The following is a 13439-nucleotide window of genomic DNA, read 5'->3' as shown; positions in this document are numbered from 1 at the left end:
GGGTGGGGCTATCGTCCGCACACAACTTGTATCTCAGTCGCATGCAAATCATGTCTGAGCAGCTTCCCGAGGTGGAGGTGGATGCCGTGCCCCTGGCGTTGGCCGAGTTCCGCGAGGCGATCGGCGCCGACGCGGTCCTCGACGACCCGCTCGCGCTGCGGTCCTATGAATGCGACGGCCTGACCGGGTACCGGGTCGTGCCGTCACTGGTGCTGCTGCCGCGCACGACGCGGGAGGTGGCCGCCGCCGTGCGGATCTGCGCCCGCCACCGCATCCCGTTCGTCGCCCGGGGCGCCGGCACCGGGTTGTCCGGCGGGGCCCTGCCGACGGAGGACGGGGTGGTGATCTCGTTGCAGCGGCTGCGCGCGGTGCGCGAGGTCGACCCGGTGAACCGGCGCGCCGTGGTCGAGCCGGGTGTCACCAACCTCGACATCACACGTGCCGCCGCGCCGCACGGGCTCTACTTCGCGCCCGACCCGTCGAGCCAGCAGGTGTGCACGATCGGTGGCAACGTCGCGGAGAACTCCGGCGGCGCCCACTGCCTGAAGTACGGCTTCACCGTGCATCACGTGCAGGCGATCGAGGTCGTCCTGCCCGACGGCGCGATCACCACGCTCGGCGGCGACTCCGCCGACCAGCCCGGTTATGACCTGCTGGGCGCGTTCATCGGATCGGAGGGCACGCTCGGAATCGCCACGGCGATCACCGTGCGGCTGCTGGCCCGTCCGGCGGCGGTACGGACCGTCGTGGCCGACTTCCCGACCACCGGGCAGGCGGGGGACACGGTCACGGCGATCATCGCCGCCGGGATCGTCCCGGCGGCGGTGGAGATGATGGACACGCTCGCGATCGAGGCGGTGGAGATCGCCGTCGCGGCCGGCTACACCCGGGGGGTCGCGGCCGCGCTGATCGTCGAGCTGGACGGCCCCGCCGACGACGTCGACGCGCAGTTCACCCGGGTGCGGGAGCTGTGCCGCGCGCACGGCGCCGCGAAGCTGCGCGTCGCGGAGTCTCCGGAAGAGCGCGCGGCGATCTGGAAGGGCCGCAAGGCGGCCTTCGCCGCTGTCGGCCGGATCAGTTCCGACTACTTCGTGCAGGACGGTGTCGTGCCGCGCACCCGGATCACCGAGGCCCTGACCCGGATCGGGGAGCTCGCCGACGAGGCCGGGCTGCGGGTGGCCAATGTCTTCCACGCCGGCGACGGGAACCTGCACCCGCTCGTCCTCTACAGCGAGGCCGCCGGCGAGCACGACCGAGCCGAACACCTCGCGTCCTCGATCGCGGAGCTGTGCGTCGACCTGGGCGGATCCTTGTCGGGCGAGCACGGGATCGGCGCCGACAAGGTTTGCTCGATGCCCCGGCAGTTCACCGCCGACGACCTGGCGGCCATGTCCGCCCTGCGGTCGGCGTTCGATCCGGAGGGGATCTGCAACCCCGGCAAGCTGCTGCCGACGCCGCGGCTCTGCGGGGAGAAGCCCGGCGTGTACAAGCCGCACCCGCTTGAGGCGGCCGGCCTGCTGGAGCGGCTGTGAGCGCCGCCTTCGCGACCCCGGCCACGACGCTGCGCCCCACGAGCCTGCGAGAGCTGCGCGACGCCGTCGCCGACAGCGCCGGCTCCCACCCCCGGCTGCTCGTCGCGGGCACCGGGTCGGCGGCCGACTGGGGCGGTGTGCCGGAGCCCGCCGACGCCCTGCTCGACATGACCGCGATGACGGGGGTGCTCGCGCACAACCCGGCCGACATGACCATGGCCCTCCGGGCCGGTACGCCGCTGAGCGACCTGCGGGCGCGGCTCGCCCCGCACGGCCAGCGGGTCGCGTTCGATCCGGCCCGCGACGGCGCCACGGTGGGCGGCCTGCTCGCCACCGGCGACGGCGGGCCCGCCCGGCAGACGTACGGGATCCTGCGCGACCTCGTCATCGGGATCACGGTCGTGCTCGCCGACGGCACCGTGGCGAGTTCCGGCGGCCATGTGATCAAGAACGTCGCGGGCTACGACATGGCCAAACTGTTCCACGGCTCGCTCGGCACGCTCGGCGTGGTCGCCGAGGTGGTGGTGAGGCTGCACCCGGTGCCGGAGTCCGACGTGACCGTCGCGGTGCCGGTCGACCTGGCCGAAGCGGCCGTGACGGCGTCACGGATCGTCGCCGGCGGGGTGGAGCCCGCAGCGCTCGAATGGTGTCAGGGCCGTCTCCTGGTGCGGCTGGAGGGCGCGGCCGGGGGTCCCCGCGAACGCGCCGCCGCCGTCCGCGCTCTGGCGGGTGCCGGCGAGGTCGTCGATGACGACGCGTGGCGGGAGGTCGCGCGCATAGCACTGGGCGACCCCGGCGACACCGTGCTCCGGTTCGGAGCCCTTCCCACGGTCGCGGTGGAGCTGGCCGGGGAGGCGAAGCGGATCGGGGTCGCCCACGGCGTCGACGTCGCGGTGGCGGGGTCGGTGGGCGTCGGGGTTCACACGGTCCGGCTGCGGGGCGGGGAGGCGGGCGCACACGCCGCCGTGCTCGATGCGATCCGTACCGCTGTGCATTCCCGCGACGGCGCCGCATCGGTGCGACGCCGCGACGGGCTGACCGCCGACGTGCCCGCCTGGGGTCCGCCGCCTCCAGCGGTCGGGGTCATGCGCGCGGTCAAGCAGCGGTTCGACCCGGACGGGCGGTTCGGTGCGGGTCGCTTCGCCCCCTGGTTCCCCGCCCTGGAAGGAGCATCGCCATGACAGCGGAGAGCACCACCGGAGGGGCGGCGGGCGGCGATGACGCGCCGGGCTCGTTCGACCTGCGGCACCCGCCACGGCGTGACCTGCTCGACGACTGCGTCCATTGCGGGTTCTGCCTGCCCACCTGCCCGACCTACCAGGTCACGGGCGAGGAGATGGAGTCCCCGCGGGGACGGATTCACCTGATGGATCTCGCCGCGCGCGGCGAGATCGGCCTCGACGAGGCGTTCGGCGCCCATATCGACTCCTGCCTGGGCTGCCTGGCCTGCGTCACCGCGTGCCCGTCCGGCGTCCGGTACGACAAGCTCATCGAATCGGTGCGCCCGCAAGTGGAGCGGAATGTTCCGCGACCCCGGCTCGACCGGCTCTTCCGTGCGCTGATCTTCGCGGTCATGCCCTACCCGCGGCGCCTGCGGCTGGCCGCCCTCGGCGGGCTCCTCTACCGGAGGCTCGGCCTGCGGGCGCTGGCGCACCGATCCGGGATCATCAGGGTGCTGCCGCCGCGCCTGCGGGCGGCCGAGGCGCTGCTCCCACCGGTCACCGTACGCGGGCTGTTCGCCCGTACCGCCGCGTTCACGCCGGCCGTCGGCGCGTGCCGGATGCGTGTCGGCCTGCTCGCCGGATGCGCACAGCGCGTCTTCTTCGGTGACGTCAACGCGGCCACCGTACGTGTGCTGGCCGCCGAGGGATGCGACGTGACCGTGCCGCCCGGCGCTCAGTGCTGCGGGGCGCTGTCGGTGCACGCCGGTCACGAGGACGACGGGCTCGCCCGCGCCCGCGCCACGATCGCCCTCTTCGAGCGGTACGAGCTCGACGCCGTCGTCGCGAACGTGGCCGGCTGCGGCTCCACGCTGAAGGAGTACGGCGATCTGCTGCGCGACGACCCGGAATGGGCGGGGCGAGCCGCCGCGTTCTCCGCGCGGGTCCGTGACGTCAGCGAGGTGCTCGCCGAGCTTCCGCCACGGGCGCCACGGCATCCGGTCCGCGCACGCGTCGCCTACCACGACGCCTGTCACCTGGCCAACGCCCAGGGCATCCGCCGCCAGCCCCGTGAAGTGCTCGCGACCGTCCCCGGCCTGGAGGTGCACGACATCGCCGAGGCGGAGCTGTGCTGCGGTTCGGCGGGCATCTACAACCTCGTTCAGCCCGAGACCGCCGAGGATCTCGGCCGCCGGAAGGCGGCGAACCTGGAGGCCGTGAAGCCGGATGTCGTCGCCACCTCCAACGCGGGCTGCCTGTTGCAGATCCGCCGCCACCTCGACGCCGGCGTGCCCGTCGTCCACCCGGTTCAACTGCTCGACGCCTCGATCCGTGGCGTGGAGCCCGTTTCGAAGGGAGAGCTCGCATGAGACCCCGCTACACCGTCAACTGCTCGCTGCTGTTCACCGACCTCCCGCTGCTGGAGCGGCCGGCCGCCGCGAGGGCGGCCGGCTTCGACGCCGTCGAGTTCTGGTGGCCGTTCGCCGAGGCCGTGCCGGGCGACCGGGAGGTGGACGCCTTCGCGGCGGCGGTCATCGACGCGGGCGTGACCCTGACCGGGCTGAACTTCTTCGCCGGGGACATGCCCGGCGGTGACCGGGGCGTGGTGTCCTGGCCCGGACGCGCCGTCGAGTTCCGCGACAACATCGACGTCGCCGTGGGGCTGGGGGGACGCCTGGGCACCACCGGCTTCAACGCGCTCTACGGCAACCGCATCGACGGCGCCGATCCCCGCGAGCAGGATGAACTGGCCGTCGAGAACCTCGCGCTCGCCTCCGCCGCCGCGGCGCGGACAGGCGCGCGGGTGCTTCTCGAGCCGATCAGCGGGGCCGAACGCTACCCACTGCGCACACTCGGCGACGCCCACGACGTGCTCCTGCGCACCGACGCGGCCGGCGCCGCGCACGTCGCGCTGCTGGCCGACCTCTACCACCTGTCGGTCAACGGCGACGACGTGGACAAGGCGATCACCAGGCACCTCGACCGCATCGGCCACGTCCAGATCGCCGATGCCCCCGGCCGCGGCGAACCCGGCACCGGTGAGCTGCCGCTCATCACGTGGATCGCCGACCTGAACCGGCTGGGCTTCACCGGTCACATCGGCCTGGAGTACAAACCCGCCACCGCCGACCCGTTCGGCTGGCTACCCCCGTCAGAGCGGAGCAGCGCATGACCACCGTCGGATTCATCGGACTCGGGATCATGGGCGGCCCGATGGCCGCCAACCTCGTCGACGCCGGATTCGACGTCGTCGGCCACAACCGCGGCCGCGCCGCCGTCGACGCCCTGGTCGCCAGGGGCGGGCGCGCCGCCGGCACCGTGGCGGGCGCCGTCCGCGACGCCGACATCCTGATCACCATGCTGCCCGACTCGCCCGATGTCGAGGCGGTCGTCCTCGGGAACGACGGGGTGCTGGAGCACGCGAGGCCCGGCCTGCTGCTCATCGACATGAGCACCATCCGTCCCGACGTCGCCCGCGCGCTGTCCGCCGCGGGCGCGGACGCGGGCGTCCGGGTGCTCGACGCACCCGTGAGCGGCGGCGAACCGGCCGCTGTCGAGGGCAGCCTGTCGATCATGGTCGGCGGGGACACGGCCGACGTCGAGGCCGCCCGGCCGGTGCTCGAGACCCTCGGGCAGACGATCGTGCACGTCGGTCCGGCCGGGGCCGGGCAGACCGTCAAGGCCGCCAACCAGCTCATGGTCGCGGGCAACATCCAGCTGCTCGCCGAGGCGATCGTCTTCCTCGACGCGCACGGCGTCGACGCCGAGGCCGCCATCAAGGTCCTGGGCGGCGGCCTGGCGGGCAGCACCGTACTGAACCGGAAGGCCGCCGGGATGCTGCGCCGTGAGTACACCCCGGGCTTCCGGCTCGCCCTGCACCACAAAGACCTCGGGATCGTCTCGGCCGCCGCACGCGAAGCAGGGGTCGTCACGCCGCTCGGCGCCGTCGTCGCCCAGCTGGTGGCCGCGATGGTGGCGCGCGGTGACGGCGGTCTCGACCACTCCGGCCTGCTCAAGCTGACCGAAGAACTCGCCGGGCGCCCCGGCACCCCCCGAACCTGAACCACTCCGAGGAGAGACCGATGGCTCGCATGACCGCCGTCGACGCCGCCGTCGCCATACTCCGGCGTGAGGGCATCACCCACCTGTTCGGCCTGCCCGGCGCCGCGATCAACCCTTTCTACGCCGCCGTGCGCCGCGACGGCGAGCTCACCCACATCCTCGCCCGTCACGTCGAGGGGGCCTCGCACATGGCCGAGGGCTACACGCGAACGGCGCCGGGCAACATCGGTGTCTGCGTCGGCACCTCCGGGCCCGCCGGCACCGACATGATCACCGGCCTCTACTCGGCCGGCGCCGACTCCGTCCCGATCCTGGCGATCACCGGCCAGGCGCCGGTGGCGAAGCTGCGGAAGGAGGACTTCCAGGCCGTCGACATCGCGTCGATCGCCGCGCCCGTGACCAAGTGGGCGGTGACGGTCATGGAGGCGGCGCAGGTGCCGGGTACGCTGCAGAAGGCGTTCCAGATCATGCGATCGGGCCGGCCGGGCCCGGTGCTGGTCGACCTGCCCCTCGACGTCCAGCTCACCGAGATCGAGTTCGATCCCGACACCTACGAACCGCTGCCGATCGCCCGGCCGAAGGCCACCCGCGCCCAGGCCGAGAAGGCACTGGACCTGCTGGAGCGGGCCGAGCGGCCGATCCTGGTGGCCGGCGGCGGCATCGTCAACGCCGACGCCGCCGATCTACTCGTCGAGTTCGCCGAGCTCACCGGCATCCCCGTCGTTCCCACGCTGATGGGCTGGGGCGCCATCCCCGACGACCACCGCCTCATGGCCGGCATGGCGGGCCTGCAGACCTCCCATCGCAGCGGCAACGCCACCGTCCTCGCGAGCGACTGCGTGTTCGGCATCGGCAACCGCTGGGCCAATCGGCACACCGGCGACCTCGACGTCTATCGCGAGGGGCGCACCTTCGTGCACATCGACATCGAGCCGACGCAGATCGGCCGCGTGTTCGCACCGGACTACGGCATCGTCTCCGACGCCGGAGCCGCGCTCGAGCAGCTCGTGGCCCGGGCCAGGGACCGGGCGCTGCCCGACCGTACCGCGTGGGCCGCCGAGTGTGCCGAACGCCGGGCGACGATGGAGCGGCGCACGCACTTCGACGACGTGCCGATCAAACCGCAGCGCGTCTATGAGGAGATGAACCGCGCGTTCGGGCGCGACACCCGATACGTCAGCGCGATCGGCCTCTCCCAGATCGCGGCGGCCCAGTTCCTGCACGTCTACCGGCCACGGCACTGGATCAACTGCGGCCAGGCCGGTCCCCTGGGCTGGACGGTCCCCGCGGCGCTCGGCGTCCGCGTCGCCGACCCGGACGCGCCGGTCGTCGCGATCTCCGGCGACTACGACTTCCAGTTCCTCGTCGAGGAACTCGCCGTCGGGGCGCAGTTCAACCTGCCCTACGTGCACGTCCTGGTCAACAACTCCTACCTCGGCCTGATCCGGCAGGCCCAGCGGAACTTCGACATGGACTACTGCGTCCAGCTCGGCTTCGACAACGTCAACTCACCCGAGATGGGCGGGTACGGCGTCGACCACAAGAAGGTGGTCGAGGGCCTGGGCTGCAAGGCGATCCGCGTGCACACGCCCGACGAGCTGCTTCCCGCTCTGAAGGAGGCCGAGAAGCTGATGGCGGAGTACCGGGTGCCGGTGGTGGTCGAGGTGATCCTCGAGCGGATCACCAACATCGCGATGGGCGGACAGGACATCGCGAGCGTCGTCGAGTTCGAGGAGCTCGCCACCGCGCCCGAGCACGCGCCGACCTCGCTCGCCTCCCTCGTGGATTAGCGGAGGCAACGATGCGCGTCCTCGTCGCTCCGGACGCGGCCCGGTCCGCGGCCGCCGGGCCGCTGCCCGATCGCCGACGGAGAGGAGGGCACCCTCGACACGGCCTTCGCGGCGGGTTCACGGCCGACCGCCGAGCGGAACGGCACCGCGGTCATCGAGCTCGCCGCCGCGGCGGGTCTGTCACCGCTGCCCGGCGGACGGCCGGCGGCCCTGGACGCCGGCGCCCGATCGGTCACGCCGACCAGATGATGGGAGCAGCCCCGGTGGCCACATGAGGAGCAGCCGACCGCTGGTATCGTGGCCGGCGATCTCGGGAACAAGGGAGAGCGGGACATGGCAGGTGACGACGACATCTCCGGGTGATACCGGGAAGTGATCGGCCGCCGGCAGGCGAGAGGCCGCCGTGGTCGTTGTGTCGTCGTCCCTTGAACCCCCGCTGGGCGTCCTGGGCACGCCCGCGTCATCCCCGAGGACCACCTCATGTCCGATGCGTTCATCGTCCGCTCGAACCTGTCCTTCTCCTGGCCGTTCACGGTCGGCGTAGTGCTCGGCAACGTCACCCTCCCCAGGCCCTCGACTCCGGCGGCGGTGCCGCATGCCTGAACCAGCGCTACTCGCCCACGATCTGATCCGCACGCTCGGTACGCGACGGGTACTCGACGGCGTCTCCCTCACCGCCGCCCCCGGGCAGCGGATCGGGCTGATCGGAGAGAACGGTGCCGGGAAGTCGACTCTGCTGCGGCTGCTCGCCGGGACCGACGAGCCCGATGCCGGCACCGTCGTACGGCCTCCAGACCTCGGTTTCCTGCGCCAGGAGATGCCGTTCGACGGCGCGTCGACGATCGACGACGTGATCGACGACGCCCTGCGCGGAGCCCGCGAGGACCTCGCCGCCCTGGACAGGCTCACCCGGGCGCTCACCGAGACCCCGCAGGACTCCCCCGGCTACGTCGGCCTTCTCGGCGAGTACGGCGAGCGACTCGACCACGCACAAGCACATGAGGCCTGGGACACCGACCGGCGCGCCGAGATCGTTCTCACCGCGCTCGGTCTGGGCCGGCTGAGCCACGACCGCGCACTCGGGTCCCTGTCCGGCGGGCAGCGCGGCCGGCTCGCCCTGGCCGCGCTCCTGGTACGACGGCCCGCGGCGCTGCTGCTCGACGAACCGACCAACCATCTCGATGACGCCGCCGCGGCCTTCCTGGAGGAGCACCTGCGCGGGCTGCCCGGCGTCGTCGTGGTGGCGAGCCACGACCGGGCGTTCCTCGACGCCGTCTGCACGGACCTGATCGACCTCGATCCCGCGGTGTCCGGCCCGATCCGCTACGGCGGCAACTACACCGACTACCAGGCGGTCAAGCGTGCCGAGCGGGAGCGCTGGCGGAGACGTTTCGCCGAAGAACAGGAGGAACTCGCCGACCTGCGCCGTTCGGTCGCCGTGACCGCGCACCAGGTCGCGCCGGACCGGGAGAAGCGCGACAACGAGAAGATGGGATACGGGCACGCCGGCGGCCGGGTGCAGAAGCAGATCTCGCGGCGGGTACGCAACGCCCACCACCGGCTGGAGCAACTGGAGCGCGACCAGGTCCACGAGCCGCCGGAGCCACTGCGGTTCCGTGCCGCCACGCTCGCCTCCGATTCCCCCGACGGAACCCTCCTGTCGCTGCGCGGTGTCCGGGTACCCGGGCGGCTGACCCTCGACCACCTCGACATCGCGGCCGACGAGCGGCTCCTGATCACCGGAACGAACGGGGCAGGGAAATCGACACTGCTCTCGCTGCTGGCCGGTCGGCTGGAGGCCCGCGGCGAGGTACGGCGGCACCGTGATCTGAGAGTCGGCCTGCTGACCCAGGAAACCGTGTTCGATCGGCCGGCCCGTACCGTACGGGAGACCTACGAACTGGCCCTCGGCACCGAACGCGCCGAGTCCGTGCCGCTGCGGTCCCTCGGCCTCATCGACGTCCGCGATCTCGACAGCCGTGTGCGGGACCTGTCCGTCGGCCAGCGTCGCCGGCTCGCCCTGGCGTTGCTCGTGGCGAACCCGCCGGAGTTGCTGCTGCTCGACGAGCCCACCAACCACCTGTCCCCCCGGCTGTCCGACGAGTTGGAAGAGGCCCTGGGCACGACCTCCGGCGCCGTCGTGGTCGCCAGCCACGACCGGTGGCTGCGCTCCCGCTGGAAAGGCCGCGAGGTGCGCCTGTGAACCGCCGCCGTACACGGCCGGATCCTTTGACACCGTCCGGTCTGTGACCGCCCCAAGGCCCTTAAGTCACGGACTCGTTCCGGACGTGACAGCGCGGTACGACGGTGATCGCGATGACGACGACCGTCGACGATCTGCGTACGAGCATCGGAGCCTCTTCTCGGTGGCCGTTTCGAGGCCGCGGCGGCCGACGGTTCACCCGAGCCTGCGGCGCCGTGGTCGGCTGGGACTGGAGAGCGGGGCGGAGGGTCGCCCCCGTCGCTCGGGCTGGTAAGTTGATCTTGCCCCCCATGTTGTGATCATGGAGGGGTGCATGAGGGAGGACAGGCTCGCCGCCGAGTACGTCGCGGTGGTCGACGACGTTCGCAAAGTGGCTCAGGCGCTCGCTGAGGGCCGGTGGCGCGACGGCGTCAGGGCCGCGCTCGACTTGGCCGCCTCGGCCGAATACCTGGCCGAAGCGGCGTCTGCGGCCGGGGGAGCCGGCGCCTCGCCCACGATGTTGCGCGGTCACGTCATCCAGCAGGTGAACGTGGGCGGCGGCGATCGCGGCGTGCTCGAGGCCCTGGACCCTGGTCTGGCAGGGGTCGACCCAGGCCGAGGTTACGAAGGGCTCGGTCTACCCCCGCAGGTCGTCGCGGGGCTGCCGCCTATGCCCTGAAACCGGTCACTCATCGGTCGCCGAGGAAGACCGACGCGTTCGGAAGGAAAGCATCACGGAATCTCCTCATCGATCTGCGCGGCGGCGCATCGGCAGGGTTCAGGTGGGGCCATGATGCGGACGGGTGGGCGCGGTCTTCTTGGCCGACTGCACCTTTCTCCCAGGTGGTGGTGACGCCCCGGTCGTGGGAGGGCACCTCGATCTCATCACGTGTATGCCCCGCCCCCGATCTCGGCCGGCAACAACGGCCCCGCGCTCGCGGAGACTCACCTTTATACGGCCCTTGGGACAGGGAAAGCCATCGCCATCGATGGCAGCCGAGTCCCCGCCCGTCGACCCGGATCCGGCCGGACGAACATGCAGGAGGCGGGACATTATCGGTTGCACTCCTCAGCCGTTCGAGCGGACGACATCGTATTCGTCGCGTGAATCGACCAGGGCAAGCGCTCCGACAAGCCAGGAGAGCGTTTCGTGGCCTCCGCCGCGAGCCACGTCGGCCAGCAGTTCTTCGGCGTCGGACGGCATGCCGAGCCGTTGCGCCGCCCTCGCCGCCCGATCGTCGACATAGGGTCCGGCCTCGGGCCAGGACATCTGCGCCTCCCGGAGGAAGACCGTGCAACCGGCCTTGTCCATGCCCGGTATCTCCCTCAGCAGACTGCGCAGCCGCTCGGCAGGCCATCTCCGGCGCGCTGTCCCAGCGCCGGGACAGCAGGGCCCGCGTCGCCTCGACGGCGGATTCCGACGGGGCGCCGTCCTCGGCCAGGATCGAGAGCACCAGCAGCCGGAACAGCCCTGCCGCGGTCGCGGTCACCGTGAACCCGGTGACCTCCTGGACGTAACCGCTCGGGTACCGGTCCAGGAGAGTTCGCACCGTCGCCTTGGTCCGCTCATCCATTCGCATAATCACCCCCAGGGGCGCCCGCCCGTACCGTCCCCTCCGCACTCACGCCTGAGTTCACCTGCCGGCCGGGGTTCAGCCAATGGTCGAGCAGCTGTGAGTCCAATTCGGACCGCCCGCCGGGGTGTCCCACGGCCTTGGCGGCGCCGATGGTGTCGATCAGTCGTCGACCCGCCCGGCATCGGCGACTCCACTCGCTGATCATGATTGGGCTCGCGATCAGGGCGGTCGCCGCGTTCTCCTTCGATTCGGTCACGCCTCGCCTGGCGGGAACCACCCCACGAGCAGCACCAGATCACGCGCGCGACCTCGGGGGCGGAAGTCGTCGCGCCCCTGCGTGCCGCGACAGAGCGGGGAAGAGGTTCTCCTCCTCATCGCGCACGTGCAGCCTGACCTCGGTCATCAGCTTGGCCAGCAGGGTGGAGAACTCCCTGCCGTCCGCGTCGGCCTTCTCCAGGTCCTTCATGATCTTCTCGACCCGGGCGTGGTCGGCGAGCTCCTTGTCGGCGATCTGGTCCCCATCGGGCACGAACCGCCGGGTGGCCGGGTAGAGGTACATCTCGATGGTCATGGGTGAGAATGCTGACGACGTCCGCCGCCTTCGTAGTCATGATCGTCCCCCTCAGCCCAACGAAATCGGACTCAAGAGGCCCCTACCCGCGCGCCAAGCAGCAAACGAGAACAAATCCCATGACGCCCTTCGTGCCGGCGGCGTCTCCTTACCTCGTTCTCCCGTGTACGGCCCCTTGCCCGAGGCCGCTGAGCCTTCCCAAGAATGAAACGACAGGGGTGCCCGGTGGCCGTGTCCGGGACCGGCGACGGACTGTCGTCGACATGATCGCACCCTCGGCGTTCTCGCCGCTCCCCCGCCGTCGGCGTCCCGCTCAGACGCGACCCGAGCAGGTGGTCGGGCTTGTAAGGCCGCCCCGGGATCGGCTGTGCGGGGGCGGGCGCGCAATAATCTTGTGAGTGCCGCGCACCTACGAATTCCTGGACCATCCCGGCCCCATCCCGTTCGCTCACCGCGGCGGCGCCGGGGGACATCCCGAGAACTCCATGGCAGCCTTCCAGCGCGCCGTCGACCTGGGCTACCGCTACCTGGAGACCGACGCGCACGCCACGGCCGACGGCGTCGTGGTGGCCTTCCACGACCGCACCCTCGACCGCGTCACCGACCGGAAGGGCACCATCGCGCGCCTGCCCTACAGCGAGGTCGCCAGGGCGCGGATCGCCGGGACCGAGCCGATCCCCCTCCTGGAGGACGTCCTGGGCTCCTGGCCGGAGGCACGGGTCAACATCGACCTCAAGGACGCGCCGGTGATCGGGCCGCTGGCCGAGGCGCTGCAGCGGACGCGGGCGTGGAACCGGGTCTGCATCACCTCGTTCTCGACGCGGCGGCTCGCCCAGATGCGCGCCCGGCTGCCGATGTTCACCGACCAGGGCGTGTGCATGGCGCTGGGGCCGCGCGGGGTGATGGCCTTGCGCGCCAAGTCGTACGGGGGGCCCACCGCCAAGCTGGTGCGGCTGGCCTCCACGGGCGTGGCGTGCGCGCAGGTGCCCTACGGGCTGGGCCGGCTGCCGTTCGTCACCGAGGCGTTCATCGAGCAGGCCCATGAGCTGGGCCTGCAGGTGCACGCGTGGACCGTCAACGACCCCGCGGAGATGAAGCGCCTGCTCGATCTGGGGATCGACGGCATCATGACCGACGAGCTGCTGACCCTGCGCCGCATCATGACCGCCCGCGGCCTCTGGGTGGGCCGCGCCTGAGGCGGCCCGTCCCGCGGGTCAGCGTCCGAAACCGGGGCGGCCGGGCGGGGGGGCCGCCGGGGCGGTACTCGGCCGCGATCCGCAGCGGCGCGTGCTGCGGCTGTGCGGGGGGCTGGGGCACCGGGCGCTGCTCCTCGGCCGGGACGTGGCGTCCCGCCTGGGTGAGGTGGTCGAGGCGCTCCTCGCGCAGGCTCTCCAGCAGCTCCAGGTCCTCCGCCGAGACCAGTGCCGCCATGACCTTGCCGCGCCGGGTGAGCGCGATGCGCTCGCCCGTGTAGGCGACCCTGTTCACCAGATCGGCGAACTCCTTGCGCGCCTCCGTCACCGGTTTCTCCACGCTGTTCATCTTACGGCGAACTCCCTGGCAC

General features: G+C 71.8%; 13 protein-coding genes. 10 read left to right on the top strand and 3 right to left on the bottom strand.

All coding sequences use genetic code 11. The annotated features are described in order from the left end of the window. Positions 1–50 precede the first annotated feature (50 nt). From ACZ466_RS44505 to ACZ466_RS44465, 9 genes are all read left to right on the top strand, one after another. The gene (locus ACZ466_RS44505) at positions 51–1532 is read left to right on the top strand and encodes an FAD-linked oxidase C-terminal domain-containing protein (protein WP_378282212.1); all 1482 of its coding nucleotides are present in this window, start codon (positions 51–53) and stop codon (positions 1530–1532) included. Then, positions 1529–2713, top strand: a complete 1185-nt coding sequence (locus ACZ466_RS44500) for an FAD-binding oxidoreductase (protein ID WP_378282213.1) — start codon at positions 1529–1531, stop codon at positions 2711–2713. The genes ACZ466_RS44505 and ACZ466_RS44500 overlap by 4 nt, the downstream gene beginning before the upstream one ends. Further along, on the top strand, positions 2710–4062 hold the full coding sequence (locus ACZ466_RS44495; protein WP_378282214.1) for a (Fe-S)-binding protein: 1353 nt from the start codon (positions 2710–2712) through the stop codon (positions 4060–4062). The genes ACZ466_RS44500 and ACZ466_RS44495 overlap by 4 nt, the downstream gene beginning before the upstream one ends. After that, a complete protein-coding gene (locus ACZ466_RS44490; RefSeq protein ID WP_464041934.1) occupies positions 4059–4865 on the top strand; it encodes a hydroxypyruvate isomerase family protein in 807 nt (268 codons plus the stop codon). Before ACZ466_RS44495 ends, ACZ466_RS44490 begins: the two co-directional genes overlap by 4 nt. Continuing rightward, entirely contained in the window at positions 4862–5755 is an 894-nt protein-coding gene (locus ACZ466_RS44485; RefSeq protein ID WP_378282216.1) for a 2-hydroxy-3-oxopropionate reductase, read from the top strand. The genes ACZ466_RS44490 and ACZ466_RS44485 overlap by 4 nt, the downstream gene beginning before the upstream one ends. A 20-nt stretch (positions 5756–5775) precedes the next feature. After that, positions 5776–7545 carry a glyoxylate carboligase gene (gene gcl / locus ACZ466_RS44480; protein ID WP_378282217.1) on the top strand — a complete coding sequence of 590 codons (1770 nt, stop codon included), beginning with the start codon at positions 5776–5778 and terminating at the stop codon, positions 7543–7545. A 480-nt stretch (positions 7546–8025) separates the two neighbouring features. Then, a complete protein-coding gene (locus ACZ466_RS44475; protein ID WP_378282218.1) occupies positions 8026–8148 on the top strand; it encodes a hypothetical protein in 123 nt (40 codons plus the stop codon). After that, positions 8141–9748, top strand: a complete 1608-nt coding sequence (locus ACZ466_RS44470) for an ABC-F family ATP-binding cassette domain-containing protein (protein ID WP_378282219.1) — start codon at positions 8141–8143, stop codon at positions 9746–9748. The genes ACZ466_RS44475 and ACZ466_RS44470 overlap by 8 nt, the downstream gene beginning before the upstream one ends. Positions 9749–10061: 313 nt before the next feature. Further along, positions 10062–10406 carry a hypothetical protein gene (locus ACZ466_RS44465; protein ID WP_378282220.1) on the top strand — a complete coding sequence of 115 codons (345 nt, stop codon included), beginning with the start codon at positions 10062–10064 and terminating at the stop codon, positions 10404–10406. Between the two features lie 390 nt (positions 10407–10796). Here ACZ466_RS44465 and ACZ466_RS44460 read toward each other — a convergent pair whose 3' ends face one another. Together ACZ466_RS44460 and ACZ466_RS44455 are read right to left on the bottom strand one after the other, a co-directional pair. Then, complete coding sequence (locus ACZ466_RS44460; RefSeq protein ID WP_378282221.1) at positions 10797–11039, bottom strand: hypothetical protein; 243 nt, start codon at positions 11037–11039, stop codon at positions 10797–10799. 560 nt (positions 11040–11599) lie between these two features. Beyond that, on the bottom strand, positions 11600–11875 hold the full coding sequence (locus ACZ466_RS44455; protein ID WP_378282222.1) for a hemerythrin domain-containing protein: 276 nt from the start codon (positions 11873–11875) through the stop codon (positions 11600–11602). 398 nt (positions 11876–12273) lie between these two features. Here ACZ466_RS44455 and ACZ466_RS44450 point away from each other — a divergent pair, with 398 nt between their 5' ends. After that, the gene (locus tag ACZ466_RS44450) at positions 12274–13071 is read left to right on the top strand and encodes a glycerophosphodiester phosphodiesterase (protein ID WP_378282223.1); all 798 of its coding nucleotides are present in this window, start codon (positions 12274–12276) and stop codon (positions 13069–13071) included. Here ACZ466_RS44450 and ACZ466_RS44445 read toward each other — a convergent pair. Continuing rightward, positions 13034–13408, bottom strand: coding sequence for a type II toxin-antitoxin system Phd/YefM family antitoxin (locus tag ACZ466_RS44445; RefSeq protein WP_464041933.1), 375 nt, complete (start codon positions 13406–13408; stop codon positions 13034–13036). The genes ACZ466_RS44450 and ACZ466_RS44445 overlap by 38 nt on opposite strands. Positions 13409–13439 lie beyond the last annotated feature (31 nt).

The organism is Actinomadura rugatobispora, from assembly GCF_055379765.1.
This window is presented reverse-complemented; position numbering and strand designations above follow the sequence as displayed.